Source organism: Amycolatopsis sp. NPDC001319 (assembly GCF_042896185.1).
In the GTDB taxonomy this organism is placed as follows: Bacteria; Actinomycetota; Actinomycetes; order Mycobacteriales; family Pseudonocardiaceae; genus Amycolatopsis.
The window spans coordinates 343,561-363,245 of sequence record NZ_JBIAWY010000006.1 but is presented as its reverse complement, the minus strand read 5'-3'; the positions used below and the strand labels follow the sequence as shown (position 1 = coordinate 363,245).

17 protein-coding genes are annotated in these 19,685 nt (G+C 71.2%); 10 read left to right on the top strand and 7 right to left on the bottom strand.

The genetic code is table 11. The annotated features are described in order from the left end of the window. Positions 1–119 precede the first annotated feature (119 nt). On the top strand, positions 120–575 hold the full coding sequence (locus ACFY1H_RS25140) for a phospholipase D-like domain-containing protein (RefSeq protein ID WP_386950055.1): 456 nt from the start codon (positions 120–122) through the stop codon (positions 573–575). A 16-nt stretch (positions 576–591) separates the two neighbouring features. Here the strand turns inward: ACFY1H_RS25140 and ACFY1H_RS25135 are convergent, their stop codons facing one another. After that, positions 592–1,863, bottom strand: coding sequence for an MFS transporter (locus tag ACFY1H_RS25135; protein ID WP_366582139.1), 1,272 nt, complete (start codon positions 1,861–1,863; stop codon positions 592–594). Between the two features lie 292 nt (positions 1,864–2,155). On the opposite strand from ACFY1H_RS25135, the gene ACFY1H_RS25130 reads away from it, so the two are divergent. From ACFY1H_RS25130 to ACFY1H_RS25120, 3 genes are all read left to right on the top strand, one after another. Then, complete coding sequence (locus ACFY1H_RS25130; RefSeq protein WP_366582138.1) at positions 2,156–2,749, top strand: TetR/AcrR family transcriptional regulator; 594 nt, start codon at positions 2,156–2,158, stop codon at positions 2,747–2,749. A 94-nt stretch (positions 2,750–2,843) separates the two neighbouring features. Then, a complete protein-coding gene (locus ACFY1H_RS25125; RefSeq protein WP_386950050.1) occupies positions 2,844–3,884 on the top strand; it encodes an LLM class F420-dependent oxidoreductase in 1,041 nt (346 codons plus the stop codon). Between the two features lie 212 nt (positions 3,885–4,096). Next, entirely contained in the window at positions 4,097–5,059 is a 963-nt protein-coding gene (locus tag ACFY1H_RS25120) for an exopolyphosphatase (RefSeq protein WP_366582136.1), read from the top strand. Between the two features lie 258 nt (positions 5,060–5,317). Here the strand turns inward: ACFY1H_RS25120 and ACFY1H_RS25115 are convergent, their stop codons facing one another. From ACFY1H_RS25115 to ACFY1H_RS25100, 4 genes are all read right to left on the bottom strand, one after another. Next, the gene (locus ACFY1H_RS25115) at positions 5,318–7,699 is read right to left on the bottom strand and encodes a glycoside hydrolase family 65 protein (protein ID WP_386950048.1); all 2,382 of its coding nucleotides are present in this window, start codon (positions 7,697–7,699) and stop codon (positions 5,318–5,320) included. Beyond that, positions 7,696–8,427 (bottom strand): HAD family hydrolase, encoded by a 732-nt coding sequence (locus ACFY1H_RS25110; protein ID WP_386950045.1) that lies wholly within the window; start codon positions 8,425–8,427, stop codon positions 7,696–7,698. The genes ACFY1H_RS25115 and ACFY1H_RS25110 overlap by 4 nt, the downstream gene beginning before the upstream one ends. Positions 8,428–8,437: 10 nt before the next feature. After that, entirely contained in the window at positions 8,438–8,806 is a 369-nt protein-coding gene (locus tag ACFY1H_RS25105) for a helix-turn-helix transcriptional regulator (RefSeq protein WP_285974562.1), read from the bottom strand. A 91-nt stretch (positions 8,807–8,897) separates the two neighbouring features. Further along, the gene (locus ACFY1H_RS25100) at positions 8,898–10,046 is read right to left on the bottom strand and encodes an ROK family protein (RefSeq protein WP_366582133.1); all 1,149 of its coding nucleotides are present in this window, start codon (positions 10,044–10,046) and stop codon (positions 8,898–8,900) included. Between the two features lie 482 nt (positions 10,047–10,528). On the opposite strand from ACFY1H_RS25100, the gene ACFY1H_RS25095 reads away from it, so the two are divergent. From ACFY1H_RS25095 to ACFY1H_RS25085, 3 genes are all read left to right on the top strand, one after another. Further along, on the top strand, positions 10,529–12,793 hold the full coding sequence (locus ACFY1H_RS25095; RefSeq protein ID WP_366582132.1) for a molybdopterin cofactor-binding domain-containing protein: 2,265 nt from the start codon (positions 10,529–10,531) through the stop codon (positions 12,791–12,793). 26 nt (positions 12,794–12,819) lie between these two features. Then, positions 12,820–13,275: a (2Fe-2S)-binding protein gene (locus ACFY1H_RS25090; RefSeq protein WP_360603922.1), complete on the top strand. Its 456-nt coding sequence runs from the start codon at positions 12,820–12,822 to the stop codon at positions 13,273–13,275. Between the two features lie 180 nt (positions 13,276–13,455). Continuing rightward, a complete protein-coding gene (locus ACFY1H_RS25085; protein WP_366582131.1) occupies positions 13,456–14,700 on the top strand; it encodes a helix-turn-helix domain-containing protein in 1,245 nt (414 codons plus the stop codon). Positions 14,701–14,771: 71 nt separating this feature from the next. Here ACFY1H_RS25085 and mgrA read toward each other — a convergent pair whose 3' ends face one another. Next, a complete protein-coding gene (gene mgrA, locus ACFY1H_RS25080) occupies positions 14,772–15,800 on the bottom strand; it encodes an L-glyceraldehyde 3-phosphate reductase (protein ID WP_366582130.1) in 1,029 nt (342 codons plus the stop codon). Positions 15,801–16,067: 267 nt separating this feature from the next. On the opposite strand from mgrA, the gene ACFY1H_RS25075 reads away from it, so the two are divergent. Together ACFY1H_RS25075 and ACFY1H_RS25070 are read left to right on the top strand one after the other, a co-directional pair. Continuing rightward, the gene (locus ACFY1H_RS25075; RefSeq protein WP_366582129.1) at positions 16,068–16,949 is read left to right on the top strand and encodes a MoxR family ATPase; all 882 of its coding nucleotides are present in this window, start codon (positions 16,068–16,070) and stop codon (positions 16,947–16,949) included. Continuing rightward, positions 16,946–18,328, top strand: coding sequence for a VWA domain-containing protein (locus ACFY1H_RS25070; RefSeq protein ID WP_386950039.1), 1,383 nt, complete (start codon positions 16,946–16,948; stop codon positions 18,326–18,328). Before ACFY1H_RS25075 ends, ACFY1H_RS25070 begins: the two co-directional genes overlap by 4 nt. Here the strand turns inward: ACFY1H_RS25070 and add are convergent. Next, positions 18,306–19,277, bottom strand: a complete 972-nt coding sequence (gene add / locus ACFY1H_RS25065) for an adenosine deaminase (protein ID WP_386950036.1) — start codon at positions 19,275–19,277, stop codon at positions 18,306–18,308. The two genes, ACFY1H_RS25070 and add, sit on opposite strands and share 23 nt — an antisense overlap. 137 nt (positions 19,278–19,414) lie before the next feature. Here add and ACFY1H_RS25060 point away from each other — a divergent pair, with 137 nt between their 5' ends. Further along, positions 19,415–19,621 carry an antitoxin gene (locus ACFY1H_RS25060; RefSeq protein WP_366582320.1) on the top strand — a complete coding sequence of 69 codons (207 nt, stop codon included), beginning with the start codon at positions 19,415–19,417 and terminating at the stop codon, positions 19,619–19,621. Positions 19,622–19,685: the final 64 nt, after the last annotated feature.

The window sequence follows — 19,685 nt, the reverse complement described above, 5'->3', positions numbered from 1 at the left end:
TGACCGGTCGCGGTCATGCCCGGAACCGAAGACACAGGCGACGCAGGTCGACGGCGCCGGGTGGCACGCGAGCGCGGACTTCCGGCTCACGCGCGCACGACGGCGATTGGGCCGCCTCGGTGTACGTCCACGCGAAGCTCGGCATCGTCGACGACGAGTGGCTGACCGTCGGATCCGCGAACCTCGACGAGCACGAGCTCTTCAACGTCACGGAAGTCGACATCACGACCGACGACCGCGCGCTGGTTCGCGCCACCAGGCTGCGCCTGTGGTCCGAGCACCGGGGCCGCCTCGCCGCAGAGCTGGGCACCGACCCGGCCGAGGTGGTCGACGACCCGTGGCGGCCCCTCGCGGAGAAGCAAGCTAGCCGGGAACGCCGCGGCGAGCGCCGCACCCACCGGCTCGTGCTGCTCCCCGGCGTCTCCCGTCGCGCCGGCCGGCCGCAGGGTCCGTTGTGGGGTCCCCGTCGTGGACGGCCGAGGAGCAAGCGGGGGAAACTCCGAGGGGCCGCACCCGCGTGGGCACGGCCCCCGGAGCGCGCGGGTGGATCCGCGCAGCCGAGAACTCCGAGGTGATCGGGGATGGAAGTGATCACACGGAGTCGAGGTCGGCACTCCCTCGGGCCAGGGCCGCCCGGCTGACGCCCAGCACGCAGCCGAGCGACAGCAGCGACACCAGGCAGACGTAGACGGCCACCGAGACGACCGAGCCGGTGGCCCGGACCAGGGCGGCCGCGATGATCGGGGCGAGCGCGCCACCCAGCAGGACGCCCATCTGGAAGCTGGTCGACGCGGCGCTGAACCGCACGCGGGCGTCGAACATCTCCACGATGAACGTGGCCTGCGGTCCGTAGCTGATGCTGAAGAAGATCGCGCCCACGAGGTAAGCCCCCAGCACAGCGGCGAAGTTGCCGCTCGCGACCGCGAGGATCGTCGGGTAGATCCACGCCGCCATCGCGGCGAGGCCGATCAGGATCATGCGGCGCCGGCCGAAGCGTTCGCTCATCGAGCCGAAGTACGGCAGTGCCACGCACGCGACCACGCCGGAAACCATGATGGCGGTGAGCAAGGAGCCCCGGTCCATCGTTTTCGCCGAGGTGGCGTAGCTCAGGGCGTAGGTGTTGACGATGTAGTAATAGGCGCCGGTGCTGATCATCGATCCGATGGCGAGCAGGATCTGCGCGGGGTACGCGCGGATCGCGGTGATCAGCGGCGCGCGCTGCGCCTCCTTGCGTTCCCGGACCTTCTCGAACACCGGCGTCTCGCGCAGCTGCAACCGCACGACGAGGCCCACGGCCACCAGCACGATGCTGATGAGGAACGGAATCCGCCAGCCCCACGCCATGAACTGCTGCTCGGGCAGCTGCGAAACCAGCAGGAACACCAGGGTGGACAGCACCAGCCCGGCCGGGACGCCGATCTGGGGGAGACTGCCGTAGAGGCCGCGCTTGCGGGGCGAGGCGTACTCCACGGCGGTGAGCACGGCGCCGCCCCATTCGCCTCCGACTCCGAAACCCTGCACCAGGCGCAAGAGCACCATGAGGATCGGCGCCCACACGCCCACTTGCGCGTAGGTGGGCAGCACGCCCATGAGGAACGTCGCGAAGCCCATCATGGTCAGGGACAGGACCAGCATCTTCTTCCGGCCGATCCGGTCGCCGAAGTGGCCGAGGATGATGCCGCCGATCGGCCGCGCCCCGAACCCGATCGCGAAGGTGGAGAACGCCAGCAACGAGCCGGCGAGCGGGTCCGCGGACGGGAAGTACAGCGGGGCGATGACCAGGGCGGCGGCGATCCCGTAGAGCTGGAAGTCGTACCACTCGATGGTCGTGCCGATCAGCACCGACAGGGCGACCCGCCGCATCGGTGGACGTGCTCGGTTCGACGGCTCTCCGGGCGCACCCTGTGCGGTCGCGGATCTCGACGTTCCTCGTGCTCGGTCCGGCGTCAGCTCACTCGCCATGTACCTCTCCTCGTTGCTTTGGGGACGGCGGGAAACGCCGTCCGAACCTGATGACTGCGTCGGCATTCAGGAGCGAGGGCGGCCGCGTGGCTGTGGCTGGAGTCGGCCGTTCGCGAGATCGATCGGCAGGCGTCGCCGATCGATGGTTAATTAACGTTCATTAATGGGTGAAAAGGGACGATAGTCTGGAGCTGTGACCAAGTCAACGGCCGTCTCGCCGCACGCCGTGCACGAAGCCGCTCGTGATCTCTTCGCGAGCCGGGGCTACCGCGGCACCTCGATGAAGGACATCGCGCAGGTCCTGGCGGTCTCCGCGCCGAACCTCTACAACCACGTCACGTCCAAGCAGGATCTCCTCTACCGGATCATGGACGTGGCGATGGACCGCGCCCTGGCCGCGCTCGCCACCGCCCTCGACGGCGTGACCGACCTGGCGGACCAGCTGCGGCGCGCCACCGAGGTGACGGTGCTGGACTTCCTCGAGAACCCCGCCGAGGTCACGGTCTGCAACAGCGAGATCCGCAACCTCGAACCGCCGCTGCGCCAGGCGATCATCGACAAACGCGATGCCTACGGCGCGCAGATCCTCGCCATCGTCGACCGCGGCTGCGCGCAGGGCCTGTTCGACGTGCCCGAACCGCGGGTGGCCTCGTTCGCGATCCTGGAGATGGGCAACAACGCGAAGGCCTGGTTCCACCCGGACGGCCACTACACCGCGGCCGAGGTGGCCGCGCTCTACGGCACGTTCGCCCTGCGGATCGTCGGCTGCCGGTCCGAGCCGGGGTGATCGTGCCGGTCGTGGCCCATCGGGGCGCGCGTCGCTAGGCTAAGCGCACGCTTAGCCAGGCCGGTGCGCTGAGCCGTGGGAACGAAGGAGCGCGATGAGGATCGGGACGGGCATCAACTACTCCGGCGGGTTCGCCGACAGCGTGGCGGACATCGTCGAGCTGGAGAAGGTCGGGCTCGACATCGCCTTCGTCCCCGAGGCCTACAGCTTCGACGCGGTGAGCCAGCTGGGCTACCTCGCGGCGAAGACCGAGCGGGTGCAGCTGGCGTCCGGGATCTTCCAGATCTACACGCGCACGCCGAGCCTCACCGCGATGACGGCGGCGGGCTTGGACTTCGTGTCCGGCGGCCGGTTCACGCTGGGGCTGGGCGCGTCGGGCCCGCAGGTGATCGAGGGCTTCCACGGTGTGAAGTACGACGCGCCGCTGGCCCGCACGCGCGAGATCGTGGAGATCTGCCGGCAGGTGTGGCGGCGCGAGCGCGTCGTGCACGAGGGCAAGCACTACACCATCCCGCTGCCCCCGGAGCAGGGCACGGGACTGGGCAAGCCGCTGAAGCTGATCAACCACCCGGTGCGCGAGCGGATCCCGATCCTGCTGGCGGCGCTGGGGCCGAAGAACGTCGCGCTGACCGCGGAGCTGGCCGAGGGCTGGGAGCCGATCTTCTTCCACCCCGAGAAGGCCAACGACGTGTGGGGCGAGGCGCTGGCCGAGGGCAAGGCCAAGCGCGACCCGGCGCTGGGCGAGCTGGACGTGTTCGCGGGCCCGGCGCTGGCGATCGGCGACGACGTGGAGCACCTGCTCGACCAGGTCCGGCCGCACCTGGCGCTCTACATCGGCGGGATGGGCGCGCGCGGCAAGAACTTCTACAACACCCTCGCCCAGCGCTACGGCTTCGAGGCCGAGGCGAACCGGATCCAGGACCTCTACCTCGACGGCAAGAAGGACGAGGCGGCGGCCGCTGTGCCGCTGGAATTGCTGCGCGCGATCTCGCTCGTGGGCCCCGCGTCGTACGTCAAGGAACGGGTGGCGGCGTTCGCGGAAGCGGGGGTGACCACGCTCGTGGTCAGTCCACTCCAGTCCGGCCGCGAGGCTCGGGTCGAGGCGGTGGCGAAGCTGAAGGAGATCATCGGCTGACCTGGGTCGACGCGCCGGTGAGCGGGACGAATCCGTCTCGCTCAGGCGTTCGGTTTACCATGTCGTAATAAGAAGGTGCGAAGAAGTCGCACCTCGGACTCGGCGGCTGTGGTGGGAAAACCGTAAATCCGCCTCTGATGGGTCACATCAGGTGTAGGAAAGGTCTTCCGGGGGAACACGACGGCGAAGGCGAAAGCGAGGTAGGCCTGACTGTGCGCAAAATAGCGGGGCCGGCTGCAGGGGTTCTGGACGTGGGTTCGTTCAGCGCCCGCCTTGTCGTACTCGAGCCCGGGGGCACACCTCTGGAGCCCGCCCTGAGCCACCAGACCCGGCTGCGCCTCGACCGCGAACTCGACGACGACTGCCGCCTGAGCCCGCGCGGCATCACGGCCATCTCCGCGGCGGTCGCCGGCGGCATGGCCGTGGCGAAGGAGCACGGCGTGCGCGACGTGTTCCCGCTGGCGACGTCTTCCATCCGCGACGCGGCCAACGCTCGTGAAGTGGTGCGCCGCGTCCGCCGCGACACCGGCGTGGAGCTGCAGTTCCTGTCCGGGCGCCGCGAGGCCGAGCTGACCTACGTGGGCGCCCGGCGCTGGTACGGCGCGTCCGCGGGCCCGCTGCTGGTGCTCGACATCGGCGGCGGCACGGTGGAGCTGTCGGCCGGGCGCGGTTCGCAGGCCGACTTCGCCCGTTCGCTGCCGCTGGGGGCTCGCTCGGTCACGCGCGACTGGCTGCCGGCCGAGCCGCCGGTGCGGTCCAAGAAGGTCCGGGCGCTGCGCGAGCACGTGCTGGAGGAGGTGTCGGGCGCGTTGGGGGATGCGGCCGAGCACATCACCGGCCACCGGGTGGTCGGGTGCTCGAAGGTGCTGCGTCAGCTGGCCCGGCTTGCGGGGGATCGCCCCGGTAAGGACCGGGAGCTGTATCTCGACGATTTGCGGGTGTGGATCCCGCGGCTGGCTGCGATGCCGTCGGCGAAGCGGGCCGAGTTGCCCGGCATCTCACGCCAGCGGGCGCAGCAGGCGCTTGGTGGCGCTGTTGTGGCGGAAGCGCTGCTGACCATCGCGGGCGGACGCATGGCGATCTGTCCGTGGTCGACGCGCGACGGCCTGCTGCTCACCCTGCTCGACGCGCTCGTCACGACCCCGGACAGCACGGGTTCGCGTCCGGCTGCGTGACACCTCTGGTGCGGCCAGGGTGTCACGGAGTATCCCGGACGTATGACACGTGAGCTTTTTCCGCGGGATCGCGCTGAGGACGACGAAGACGACTTGACGCTGCCCGATCCCAGCCGGGTGCGTTCCGAGGTGCCCTCGGCGCCGGGGCCGGATCTGACGCCGAGCGATACGAAGGAAGTGGAGTCGCCGCCGGGTACTGAAGACGCTGAGGACGCCTGAGCCCGGCGGACGCCCTGAGCGCCCGCCGGGGACGGAAACTCAGGCTTCCGGCGAAACGAACTGGCGCAATTTCGACGCGTCGCGGCGTTGGGGCGCGCGGCCGTAGGGCTGGACCGGCGGGGCGCCCGGGTCGACGTCGACGATGGGGAGCGTCACGGGGTCCGTGGTGACGGTGAAGCGCTCGCCGTGGTGGACGAGCTCCAAGGCGGCGCCTTCGAGGACGTGGTAGGTGGCTTCGCCGGGGCGGATGGCGACCTGGAAGCGGGTGCCGCGGAAGGCCAGGCGGAAGGTGATGCCGCCGAGCTGGCGGGGCAGGCGCGGGGCGAACGAGAGCTGGCCGCCGTGGTCGCGCAGGCCGCCGAAGCCCGCGACCGTGCCTTGCCACGCGCCGGCGAGGGAGGCCATGTGAAGGCCGTTGCGGACGTTGTTGTGCACGTCGTGCAGGTCGGTCATCGCGGCCTCGGCCAGGTAGTCGTACGCGAGGTCCAGGTGGCCCACCTCGGCCGCGATCACGGCCTGCGTGCCGGCCGAGAGCGACGAGTCGCGCACCGTGCGGGCCTCGTAGTAGGCGAAGTCGCGGGCCTTCTCCTCGGGGCTGAACGAGTCGCCGCACAGGTGCAGCGCCAGCACGAGGTCGGCCTGCTTCACGACCTGCTTGCGGTACAGGTCGAAGTACGGGTAGTTCAGCAGCAGCGGGTAGAACGCCGGGTCGGTGCCCTTGTAGTCCCACTCGTCGTGCTCCAGGAAGCCCTCCGACTGCGGGTGCACGCCGAGTTCCTGGTTGTACGGCAGGAACATCGCGTCGGCCGCGGAGCGCCAGCTGTCGAGCTCCGCGATGTCCACTTCGAACTGCTCCACGACGTCGGGGAACTTTTCGCACACCTGCGCGGCGGCGATCAGGTTCCGGCGCGCCATCAGGTTGGTGTAGACGTTGTTGTCCGCCACCGCCGAGTACTCGTCCGGACCCGTCACGCCGTCGATGCGGAAGTGGCCGTGCCGGTCGTAGTGGCCCAGCGAAGCCCACAGCCGCGCCGTTTCCACGAGCAGCTCGGCGCCGCAGGTGCGCTCGAAGTCCTCGTCCTCCGTGGCGTTGACGTAACGCTGCACGGCGTCGGCGATGTCGGCGCTCACGTGGAACGCCGCCGTGCCCGCGGGCCAGTACGCGGAGCATTCGGCGCCGGTGATGGAGCGCCACGGGAAAGCCGCGCCGCGCAGGCCGAGCTGCTTCGCGCGTTCCTTGGCTTTGTCCATTGTGGAGTGCCGCCAGCCGAGGGCGTCGCGCGCCGCGTCGGGGATGGTGTAGGTGAGCACGGGCAGCACGAACGTCTCGGTGTCCCAGAACGCGTGCCCGTCGTAGCCGGGGCCGGTGAGGCCCTTGCCGGCGATCGCGCGCGTCTCGCCGCGGGCCCCGGCCTGCAGCAGGTGGAACAGCGCGAACCGCACGGCCTGCTGCAGCTCGGGGTCGCCGTCGATCTCGATGTCCGAAGTGGCCCAGAAGTCGTCGAGGTACTGGCGCTGCTCGCTGATCAGCCCCTTCCACCCCGTCTGGCGCGCGCCGGCGAGCGCGGCCTCGACCTGCGCGCGCAGGGCGGGCACGGACCGCTGCGCGGACCAGCCGTAGGCCAGGAACTTCGTGATCCGCAGGCGCCCGCCCTTCGGCACGTCGACGGCGACCGTGAGCCGCGCGAGGTCGTCCTCGCTGTGGATGCGGGTGCGGATGCCGTCGTCGACCTCGATCTTGTGGTCCATCGCGGCGGCCATGCGCAGACCGGAGTTGCGCGTCTGGTGCACGAGCACGGCCTGGTAGTTGGCCGCGCGGTTGAACTGCGACACCAGCGGCGTGTCGAGAGCGGCGGCGACGCGCGGGTCGCGGGTGTCGGACTCGATGGGTTCGTTGGCCAGCAGGTCGGACTGGACCACGAGCTGCAGGTCCTCGTCGACCGGCTCCACCTCGTAGCGGATCGCCGCGATCGCGCGCTGCGTGAACGACACCAGCCGCTCGGTCTTCACGCGCACGCGCCGGCCGGTCGGGGAGGACCACTCGGTGGAGCGGGTCAGGGTGCCGCTGCGGAAGTCGAGCATGCGGTCGTGCTCCACCGCGGTGCCGTAGCGCATGTCGAGCGGCTCGTCCTCGACCAGGAGCCGGAGGATCTTGCCGTCGGTCACGTTGACCACGGTCTGCCCCTCCTCGGGGTAGCCGTAGCCGCCTTCGGCGTAGGGCAGTTCGTGCTGCTCGTAGAAGCCGTTGAGGTACGTGCCGGGCAGCCCGCGCGGCTCGGCCTCCTCGAGCGTGCCGCGCAGGCCGATGTGGCCGTTGGACAGCGCGAACGCCGACTCCGTGCGCTGCAACGCGTCGACGTCGAGGCCGCGCCAGCGCAGCTCCCACGGCGAGCACTCGTAGCCGAACAGCGTTTCGGTCATGCCTTCTCCAGGAGTTCGGCGAGGTCGTCGACGACGACGTCGGCGCCGTGGGATCGCAGTTCGTCGGCCTGGTCGGCGCGGTTCACGCCCACCACGTAACCGAAGTGCCCGGCGTGCCCGGCCTGCACACCCGAAAGCGCGTCCTCGAACACGGCCGCGTGCGCGGGCTCGACACCGAGCGCTTTCGCGCCGGCGAGGAAGGAATCGGGCGCGGGCTTGCCCTTGAGGTTGTCGCGCCGGATGACCAGGCCGTCGATCCGGGCTTCGACGAACTTCGTCAGGTCCGCGGCGTCGAGCACCTTCGCGCCGTTGGCCGACGACGTCACCACGGCGATGCGCAGGCCGGCCGTCTTCGCCGCTTCGAGGTAGCGCACGGAGCCGGGGTAGGGGTTCACGCCGCGTTCTTCGATGATCTTGAGGACCAGCTCGTTCTTGCGGTTGCCGACGCCGTTCACGGTCGGCTCGTCCACGCCGTCGTCGGGCGAGCCCTCGGGCAGCTGGATGTCGCGGGAGCGCAGGAACTCGCGCACGCCGTCGGCGCGCGGGCGGCCGTCGACGAAGGCCGCGTAGTCGTGGTCGGTGAACTCCCGGAACGTGTCGCCGTCCCGGCTGCGGAGAAACTCGTCGAACGTCCGTTTCCACGCTTCACGGTGGAGCACGGCCGTTCCGGTCAGCACGCCGTCGAGGTCGAACAGACAGGCGGTGATGGTGTCCGGCAGTCCGATCATGCGTGCAAACCTACCGGTCCGGATCCGCTTCCGCGGCACCCGTGTCGTGCGGCCGCACGCGGTGGATCAGCTCGTGCACCGTCGCGTCCGCCAGCCGGTACCGCACCACGCGCCCGTCGCGGTGCGCGGTCACCAATCCGTGGGCCCGCAACAGCCGCAGCGCCTGCGAAACGGCGGTGTCCGTCATGCCCGTCGCCGCCGCGAGATCGGTGACGCTGATCTCGCGCGCGTAGTGGATCGACACGAGCAACGCCAGCCGCGACGGATCGGCCACCACGGCGAACCGCCCCGCCCACTCCTCGATGACCGCCCTGTCCCCGAGCCCGGCGACAGCGGCGGCCACGCGCTCCGGGTCGATCAGACGCCGGTCGGGCTCGATGCTCACAGTGGCCGATGATTCCACCCGGCCCGCACGAGGACCACCGCGGCTACCGGGATCGGGTGTTTCGGACGCGGCGGGGCGTTCCGGCTCAGGCCGGCCCGACCCGGCGTTCGAACACCAGCCCCTCCGCAGCGCGCAACCCCACGCTCATCGCCCCCGTCAGGACGCCGTCGTCGCCCAGTTCGCCTTGGACGACGGTGGGGAGGAGGGGGGTGAAGGAGCGCAGGGCGCGGTCGATGGGGTCCAGGAGGAGGTCGGCGGCGGTGCCGATGCCGCCGCCCAGGACGATGAGTTCGGGGTCCACCACGGCGGCCACGGAGGCGACCGTGTAGGCGAGGCGGTCGGCTTCGGTCTGCACGGCGCGCTGGGCCAGCTCGTCGCCTTCGCGGGCGAGGCGGAAGACCTCGCGGGCGGATTTCGCCGTGCCCAGGCCGAGTTCGCGCGCGCCGCGGACCACGGACTGGGCGGCGGTGGCCTCTTCGAGGTGGCCGCGGGCGGGGACCTCGCCGCCGGACTGCGTGCGGCCGTAGGGGAGGTAGCCGATCTCGCCGGCGGCGCCCGTCGCGCCGCGGAAGACGCGGCCGTCGACCATGAGGCCCATGCCGACGCCGGTGCCGATCATGAGGCAGCCCACCACGGACGCGCCGCGGGCGGCGCCGCTTTCCCACTCGCCGACGGCGGTGAGGTTGGCGTCGTTCTCCACGACCAGGTCGGGGCCCAGCGCGGCCTCCAGGTCGTCGAGCAGGCCCGGTTTGCCCCAGCCCGGCAGGTTCGGCGCGTGCCGGAAGCAGCGCTTCGCCGGGTCCGCGACGCCGGGCGAGCCCAGCACCCGCACCACGATGTCGGCGTCGGTCAGCCCGGCCTCGGCCACGATCTCGCCCGCCAGCCGGCCCACGGAAGCGACGAGCGCGCTGCCGGAACGGGCCGTGTTGCGGGCGTCGCGCCGCGCGACCACGGTGCGGCCCAGGTCCGACACGGCGACGCGGATGTGCTCGCGCCCGATGTCCACACCCAGCACGTACCCCGCGGTGGGGTCGGCTTCGTAGAGCACGGCGGACCGGCCGGTGCCGGTGGACGTGTGCCCGGTCGCCCGCGCGAGGCCCGCGGCCTCCAGCGCCAGCAGCGCCTGGCTCACCGTCGGCTTCGACAGCCCGGTGTCCTTCGCGACCTGCGGCCGCGTGGCCGGCCCGCCGCGGCGCAGCAGGTCGAGCACCGCCCGCTGGTTGATCCTGCGCATCCCGGCCGGCGTGCCGACCGGCGGAGTCCCCGCGCCCACCACGTGCCGCCCGCTTCCTACTCGTGCCGATGTCACCCCTGCCAAGGTAACCGGCTTCGGCAGGAAACCTTCTTTTCACCCGTTCGGTGACCAGCGGCAGAGCGTCCAGACGACGATACGGGTGGTCGGCGCCATCCCGCGGGAGGGCGCGCGGGGCCGGCGTCCGAAGGGCCATCCGGCCCAGCCCGCGCTCACCCGTCGGCACGCCCGTGAACGCCCGATCCGACCAGTGGTGAATGTGTCACGACGCACATTCGGAGGCGGTCGGCTGTTACCTCGTCACAGACATCAGTCGACACGACTACCGCGCGTTGCGTCGTTTCTGTCACGTCCATAGCGTGGCGCGCCAGACCTCCCGTTCCACCATCCGGGCTGCACCGTCGCAGCGACGCTCGCCCGGCCGCGCCATCCTCACCGGCGCGAGTGCCCCGAAGGGATTCCCGATGGCCAGTCCCACCACCAGCCCCGGACCACAGGGCGACGCCGCGCCGGACGACGACAGCGGCCGCGTCGGCCGCCGCCGCTTCCTCACCTACCTCGTCGCCGCGCCGACCCTGACGGTCGCGACGAAGCTGTCGTTCGACACTCTCGCGCCGGGCACGGCCGAAGCCGTGGTGCCGACGCTGCCGCAGCCCGCCGAGATCCTCGACCTCGGCGACGTGCTCACGCTCTCCTGCGCGCCGACGTCCGGCATGCTCCTGCTCGAGGTGACCACCGACGGCCGCGTGCGCCTGCAGCTGCCGCGCGCCGAAGTCGGCCAGGGCATCAACACGGCCAGCGCGATGCTCGTCGCCGAAGAGATGGACCTGCCGCTGGACATGGTCGACGTGGTGCTCGCCGACGCGCGCCCGGAGCTGCTGTTCAACCAGCTCACCGGCGGCTCCAACACCATGCGGTCGCTGTACGACCCGATCCGCACCGCCGCCGCGACGGCCCGCGCCCGGATGGTGTCCGCCGCGAGCTCGCAGTGGAACGTCCCGGCGGCGCGCCTGACCACCCGCGACGGTCTCGTGCGCTCCCCGGACGGGCGCAAGGCCTCCTACGGCGTGCTCGCCGGCCCGGCCGCCCGCGCCGACCTGCCCACCGCGGCCGTGAAGCCGAAGGCCGAGTCGGACCACACGCTGGTCGGCACGCCGACCTCGCGCAAGGACGCGCTCGCCATGGTCACCGGCAAGCAGGTCTACACGCTGGACCTCGACATCCCCGGCGCGATGCCGGTGATGGTCCGGCGCCCGCCGACGATCAACGGCACGGTCAAGAAGGTCAACAACGAGGCCGCCGTGCGTGCGATGCCCGGCATCATCGACATCGCCGTCGTGCAGACCGGCGTCGCCGTGATGGCCGAGACGTTCGGTCAGGCGCTCGACGGCAAGAACGCCCTCGACGTCACCTGGAACGCAGGCACGGTCGACGGCGAGAACAACGCGTCCATCACGAAGAAGCTGCAGGCCGCGGCGCTGCCGTTCGTGGTGCCGCCGCTGCTGACGCAGTACGTGGACGGCGAGTTCGACTTCGCGTTCGTCAGCCACGCGCCGATGGAGTCGAACTCCGCGGTCGCCGATGTCCGCGAGGACAGCGCCACCATCTGGGCCGGCCTGAAGTCGCCGATCGTCGCGAAGCAGACCATCGCGCAGGAGCTGGGGCTGCCGGAGAACAAGGTCACCGTGCACGTCCAGCAGGGCGGTGGTTCCTTCGGCCGCCGGCTGTTCTTCGACGCCGCGCTGGAAGCCGCGCACATCTCCAAGGCGATGAAGAAGCCCGTCCGCCTCATGTGGAGCCGGATCGACGACATGCGCCACGGCCGCGCCCGCGCCGCGAGCCACCACAAGATCCGCGCGACCTTCGCGCTCGGCCAGGTGCTCACGTTCGAGCACCGCGTGGCCAGCGTCGAGACCGACTGGGGCCACGGCCTCGGCGAGATCCTCACCGCGTTCGCCGCGAAGCTGCCTGTGGGCGGCAACCTGAGCTTCGCGCAGACGGTGTTCCTGCTGACGGTGAAGTCGCCCTACAACTACGGCGTCACCACGCAGCTGCTCAACGAGGTGCCGCTCAAGTTCCACACCTCGGCGTGGCGCTCGGTCTACTCCGCGAACACCCGCGGCGCCGAGGAGATCATGGCCGACGAGATCGCGGCCAAGCTCGGCAAAGACCCGCTGGAGTTCCGCCGCGAGTTCATCAAGGAGCCGCGCCAGAAGGCGGTGCTGGACAAGGTCGCCGAGCTCGGCGAGTGGGGCAAGAAGATGCCGAAGGGCTTCGCGCAGGGCATCGCGGTGCACGGCGAGTACAAGTCCTACACCGCCTGCCTGGTGGAGATGGACGCGCGCGACCCGAAGAACCCGCGCGTCACCAAGGCGACCATCGCCGTGGATGTCGGCAAGCCGGTGAACCCGCGCGGCATCCAGTCGCAGATGCTCGGCGGGCTCACCGACGCCATCTCGACCACGCTCACCGCGGGCCTGCACATCGACAACGGGCTCCCGCTGGAAGGCAGCTACTCGCAGTTCCACTACGCGCGCCAGAAGAACGCGCCGATGGACGTGAACGTGTTCGTGATGCCGGCCAACGGCAGCGAGATCGGCGGCGCGGGCGAGCTCGGCCTGCCGGCGCCGGTGGGCGCCATCGCCAACGCCTACGCCCGCGCCACCGGCATCAAGCCGCGCAGCTTCCCGATCAACTTCCCGGTCGACTTCGAGCCGTTCCCCCGCTGATCTCCCCACCACCGCAAGGAGTTCCCATGCCCAACTACACCTTCGTGGTGAACGGGAAGACCGTCACCGTCGACGCGCCCGCCGACCTGCCGCTGCTGTGGGCGCTGCGCGACAAGCTGAAGGTGCGCGGCCTCAAGTACGGCTGCGGCATCAACGTCTGCAAGGCCTGCACCAGCCACCTCGACGGCGAGGCGGTGAACCCGTGCGTGGTCCCGGTCTCCGAGTGCGAGGGCCGCGAGGTCACCACGATCGAGGGCCTGGCGGACGGCGACACCCTGCACCCGGTGCAGGAGGCGTGGCTGGAGCAGGACGTCGCGCAGTGCGGCTACTGCCAGCCGGGCCAGATCATGGCCGCCGTCGCGCTGCTGAAGAAGACCAAGAACCCCACCGACGCCGACATCGACGCGATCGAGAACGTGTGCCGCTGCGGTTCGTACTTCCGCATCCGCGAGGCGATCAAGGCGGCCGCGGCGAAGATGTGATCCGCGAATGCGGAAGTTCTACACCAGTTCCTCCGCATTCGCGGCAAGTGTCACAAGTTCACCCGGCCGAGTGACCGGCCGTCGTGTTAGATGACCTTCCCGAGGGCTCAACGACGAGTCCCCGTACGGTCACGGGCGAAGGGCGCGCGAGCGCCCTTCGCTTCGGCCTGGAGGGCGTTGATGCACTACCAGACAGTTCTGCGCGACGGGCTCGCGCCCGTGGTCTCGGCGCTGGCCGCCGAGGTCGACACCGCCATGCCCGAGCTGATCGAAGCGACCACGCACCAGATCCTCGAGCAGATGCCCGTCTACCGCGACCAGCGGTTCGTGACGCACGCCGAGCTGCGCAAGTCCGTGCGCGCCAACCTCGACTACGTGATGCGCACGCTGCGCGGCGAGGACGTGCCCGACCTGTCGCAGGCGCGCGCCACCGGCCGCGCGCGGGCGCTGCAGGGCGCGCCGCTGCCGGAAGTCCTGCGGGCGTACCGGATCGGGCTCACCGAGGTGTGGCACCGGTTCGTGCTGCTGACCGCGCGCGGCGAGCACCAGGACCTCGCCGGGCTCGTCGCCGCGACCTCCGCCGTGTGGGCCCTGGTCGACGACTACGCCGAGGCGCTCACTTCGTCCTATCGGGACACCGCTGCCGAAGTCGTGGTGGCGCACCAGAACCGGCGCTCGGCTCTGGTCGAGGCGCTGTTCGCCGGCGGCGCGGCGACCGAGGGCACGCTCTGGGACATCGCCCGCGTGCTGGAGCTGACCGTGGACGGCAGCTTCGTGGTCGTCGCGGCCGAAACGCCGCGGCTGGGTCACGAACCGCTGCCGAAGATCGAACAGCGCCTGCGCGAGGCCCAGCACGCCTCGGCGTGGCGGCTCACGCCGGACCTGCAGGTCGGGGTGGTGTCGCTGCGCGACCCGTCGGCGTGCAAGGTGACCATCGACCTGCTGCGCGAAGCGCCGGTGGGCCGCGTCGGCATGAGCCCGGTGTTCTCGGGGCTGGGCAACACTTCCCGGGCGCTGCACTTCGCGCGCGTCGCGCTGTCCAGCATGGCGCCCGGCTCCACGGGCCTGGTGCAGTTCACGGAATCGCCGCTCGCGGGCCTGGTCGCCAGCGCGCCCGAAGCGTCGGTGCAGCTCGCGCACCACGTGCTGCGCCCGATCCTCGACCTGCCCGGCGACGACCGCAACGTGCTCCTGCTGACGCTGCGCGCGTGGTTCGACTGCCAGGGCTCCACGAAGCTCACGTCGGAACGGATGTTCTGCCACCCCAACACGATCCGCCACCGCCTGCGCCGCATCACCGACGAGCTCGGCCGCTCGCTCACGGACCCGGCGGACATCGCCGAGCTGGGCGCGGCCCTGCGTGCGCTGCACCTGTTCCCGGAGACCTCACACCTGCCGGCCCCGCGGCCGACGCGCGCCGGCTGAGGCCACCGACCGTCCACAGTAGCCGGTGCCCCGGTGGCCGGCGACGCGAACGCCACCGGCCACCTGCGACGTCAGGCGTCGCTGGACTGCTTCCAGAGGTTGATGTCCGACTCGGTCGCGTATCGGTCGATCTCGGCCAGCTCCTCGGCGGTGAAGTCGAGGTTGCCGAGCGCGGCGACGTTGTCTTCCAGCTGCTTGACGCTGCTCGCGCCGATCACCAGCGACGTCATGCGCGGGTCGCGCAGGGCCCAGGCCAGGGCGAGCTGCGCGAGCGACTGGCCGCGGCGCGCGGCGATTTCACCGAGGCCGCGGATCTTCGCGAGCCGGTCCTCGGTGATCGTGTTCGGGTCGAGCGACTTGCCCTGCGCCGCGCGCGAGTCGGCGGGCACGCCGCCGAGGTAGCGGTCGGTGAGCAGGCCCTGCGCGAGCGGCGAGAACGCGATGCAGCCGGCGCCGGCCTCCTCGAGCGTGTCGAGCAGGTGGTCGTCCTCGGTCCAGCGGTTGAACATGGAGTACGAGGGCTGGTGGATCAGCAGCGGCGTGCCCAGCTCGCGCAGCAGGCGCGCGGCCTCGGCGGTGCGCTCGGAGTTGTAGGAGGAGATGCCGACGTAGAGCGCCTTGCCCGAGCGCACGGCGCGGTCGAGCGCCCCGACGGTCTCCTCCAGCGGCGTCTCCGGGTCGAAGCGGTGGGAGTAGAAGATGTCGACGTAGTCCAGGCCCATGCGGCCCAGCGACTGGTCGAGCGAGGCCAGCAGGTACTTGCGCGAGGCCCAGTCGCCGTACGGGCCCGGCCACATGTCGTAGCCGGCCTTGGTCGAGATCACGAGCTCGTCGCGGTAGGGCTTGAAGTCCGTGGCGAGGATCCGGCCGAAGTTCGACTCGGCCGAGCCGTAGGGCGGGCCGTAGTTGTTGGCCAGGTCGAAGTGCGTGATGCCGAGGTCGAAGGCGCGGCGCAGGATGTCGCGCTGGACCTGCAGCGGCCGGTCGTGGCCGAAGTTGTGCCACAGGCCCAGGGAGATGGCGGGCAGCTTCAGTCCGCTGCGCCCGCAGCGCCGGTAGGGGATCGAGTCGTATCGGCTGGTCGCCGCAACGTAGGTCACGTGGCCAGATGCTAGCTCGCGACGAGCCGGGCGGCGCCTTCGCCGCTCAGCCGCAGGCGGCGGGCTTGGAACGGACAGCCGCGCCCCCGCTCGGTCCAGCGCGCGCACCGCCGCGGACGAGCTCTGAAAACACCGTGCCGAGGCGGCCGGCCGAACAGCCGGGGGAGGAGACCGTGGCGGAACTCAACCGCACACTCGCGCGGATCGTGGAGACGGACCGAGTCCCGGCCAGTACAGTGCCAGGTGAGCATCCGCTTAGGAGGTCACGTGGGCACCGGGTTCTTCTCGTCCGTCGACGACGTGTCGGCGCAGCTGGCCGAGGTCGGTTACCTCGCCTCGACGGCGGTGGCGACCACCGTGTTCCTCGCCGACCGGCTGGGCAAGCCCCTGCTCGTGGAGGGCCCGGCCGGCGTGGGGAAGACGGAGCTGGCCAAGGCCGTCGCCACGGTCAGCGGTTCGCGGCTCGTGCGGCTGCAGTGCTACGAGGGCATCGACGAGGCCCGCGCGCTCTACGAGTGGAACCACGCCAAGCAGCTGCTGCGCATCACCGCCGGGCGCGACGAGACGTGGGAGGACGCGCGCACCGACATCTTCGGTGAAGAGTTCCTGCTGCGCCGCCCGCTGCTGCAGGCCATCTCCGGCACCGAGTCCACCGTGCTGCTGGTCGACGAGACCGACAAGGCCGACGTCGAGGTGGAGGGCCTGCTGCTGGAGGTGCTCGGCGACTTCCAGGTCACCGTGCCCGAGCTGGGCACGATCACCGCCACCCGCGACCCGTTCGTGGTGCTCACGTCCAACGCGACGCGCGAGCTGTCCGAGGCGCTGCGGCGGCGCTGCCTGTTCCTGCACATCGACTTCCCCGACCCGGAGCTCGAGCTGCGGATCGTGAAGCTGCGCGTGCCCGGCATCGACGCGGCGCTGGCCGACTCCGTGGTCCGCGTGATCGCCGCGCTGCGCGCCATGGACCTGCGCAAGCTGCCGTCGGTCGCCGAGACCATCGACTGGGCGCGGACGCTGCTGGAGCTCGGCGCCGGCACGCTCGACGAGCAGATCGTGCGCGAGAGCCTCGGCGTGGTGCTCAAGCACCAGGACGACATCACCAAGGCCGGTGCGGGCCTCAAGCTCGACCAGGTGCTGGACGCGTCTTGAGCGCGCCCGGCGTCACCGAGCGGCTCACGGCGTTCGTGCAGGCGCTGCGGGCGCAGGGCATCCCGGCGGGCCCGGCCGAGACCGTCGACGCGGGGGCCGCGCTGGAGGTGCTCGGTTTCGACGACCGCGAGCTCGTGCGCGAGGGGCTCGCCGCCGCGCTCGTGCGCCGCGGCGGCCAGCGGGCGGTGTTCGACGCCGCGTTCGACCTGTACTTCCCGGCCGGTGTCGGCGTGCCCGAGCTGGCGCGCGAAGACCGGCCGCGGGACCTCGAACAGCTGAGGGAGGCCGTGGCGGCCGCACTGGCCGAGGGCGACCAGCAGGCGCTGGCGCAGCTCGCGGGCGTCGCTGTGGAGATGCTCGGCGGGTACGGCGCGGGTTCCGGCGCCGACGGCGGGTTCTCCGCGCACCAGACGCTCGACCGGCTGCAGCCGCAGACGCTGATCGTGCGCGTGCTCGCCGCGATCCGGGCCGCGGGCGGCGGCTCCGACGAAGGCGGTGAGTTCACCGACCGACTCACCCGGGACGAGGTCCGCCGCCGGGTCGAGGACTTCCGCGGGAACGTCCGCACGGAGGCCCGCCGGCGCGCGGCCGAGGTGCGGGGGCGCGACCGCGTGGCCAAGCACGCGATCGCGCCGGCCGCGGACCGCGTGGACTTCCTGATCGCCAGCCGCGCGCAGCTGGCCGAGCTGCGCCGGGCCGTGCAGCCGTTGTCGCGCAAGCTCGCGACCCGGCTCGCCGCGCGCCGCAAGCGCACCACGCGCGGGCAGATCGACCTGCGGCGCACGCTGCGGCGGTCGTTGTCGACGGGTGGCGTGCCGGTGCGTCCGGCGTTCCGGCACCGGCGGCCCGGCCGGCCCGAGATCGTGCTCCTGTGCGACCTGTCGGGTTCGGTCGCGGGATTCGCGAACTTCACGATGCTGCTGGTCCAGGCGCTGCGCGACCAGTTCAGCAAGGTGCGCGTGTTCGCGTTCGTGGACAGCACCGACGAGGTCACGCACCTGGTCACCGCGGGCGTCGCCGACCCCGAGCACCTCGGTGCGCGCATCCTCGAAGAGGCCGCCGTGGTGCGCTGGGACGGCCACAGCGACTACGGCGGCGCCCTGCGCGGGTTCACCGGCAAGTGGCTCGACGCCGTCGGCCCGCGCACGTCGGTGCTCATCCTCGGCGACGCGCGCACCAACGGCGGCGACCCCAACCTCGACGCCGTCCGCGCCATCCGCGATCGCGCGCGGCACGTCTACTGGCTCAACCCCGAGCGTCGCGCCCTGTGGTCCACCGGCGACTCGGCGGCGCTGGCGTATGCGGAGCTCGTGGAAATGCACGAGTGCCGCAACGTGCAACAGCTGAGCACGCTGGTCACGCGCCTGCTGCCGGTGTGAGCCACGCGGCGATCTCCTTGCGCAGCGCGGTTTTCGTCTCCTCCGGGGCGAACGACGCCGTGACGGCGGCTTCGGCCAGCGCGGCCAGTGCGGTGTCGTCGTAGCCGAACGTGTCGCGCGCGGCGGTGAACTCGTCGGTCAGCGTGGTGTGGGTGACCGAGGGGACGTCGGTGTTCAGCGTGACGGCGAGGCCGGCGTCGACCAGGTGGGGAAGTGGGTGCTTCGCGAGGCTCGGCACCAGGCCGAGGACGACGTTGGACGTCGGGCACACCTCCAGCGCGATCCCGCGGTCGCGGACCTCGGCCACCAGCTCGGGGTCGTCGAGGACGCGGATGCCGTGGCCCAGGCGCTCGGTGCGGCCGACGTCGAGGGCTTCGCGGATGCTCTCGGGCCCCGCGTCCTCGCCCGCGTGGTGCACGAGGTGGAGCCCGGCTTCGCGCGCCTTCGCGAAGACACCGGCGAACGGGACGAGCGAGTGGCGCTCCTCGCCGGCCACGCCGAGGCCGACGACCCGGTCGTGGGCGAGGGCGAGCCGCAGGGTGTGCTCGGCGCGTTCGACGGACCGGCGGCGCGAGTGGTCGAGAATCACCCGGGTCTCGAGCTCTCCTCCGGACAGTCCTTTGAGGACGGACGCGAGCGGCATCTCCGGGTCCCCCAGCCGTTCCCCGTGCGACGCGGCCGTGAACGTCACCTCGGCGTAGCGCGTCCCCTGCACGGCTTCGTCCACGCAGAACTCCCGGGCGACGCGCTCGAAGTCCTCCGGCCTGCGCAGGCAGGCGCGGATGAGGGAGTTGTAGTCGGCGAAGTCGCGGAACCCGGTGAACTTCCGCGTCTCACCGGGCAGCGGCACCTCGTTCGCGTCGGCCAGCTCACGCAGCGTCGCCGGCCGCACGGTGCTCTCGAGGTGGACGTGCAGGTGCGCCTTCGGCAGCGCCGCGAGATCTCGCATGGGGCCGATCATGCCTGGTCAGCCGCCGCGGGTCGCGGGGATTTCCGCGGGCCCCGGTCCGGAATGTTCGAATCGGGGGAACTCCGGGTACTCATCGCAGCGTTGAGGGGATGACGAGAAACCCGCGGGAGGACTCCATGGCAATGCTCAAACGACTCGCCGTCCTGGCCGGTGCGGCCGGTGCCGTCACGTCGTACGCGAAGAAGAACCCGGAGAAGGTCAACCAGGCCGTGGGCAAGGCCGCGCAGTTCGTCGACCAGAAGACCAAGGGCAAGTACCACGCGAAGATCAACGGCGTGACCCAGAAGGTCTCCGACGCGACGAAACCGAAGCCGAGCCACTGACCTCGAGGGCACCTCGATCCCGCCCGTCGCGGCGAACGGAGATCGGGGTGCCTGCGCCGGGTGC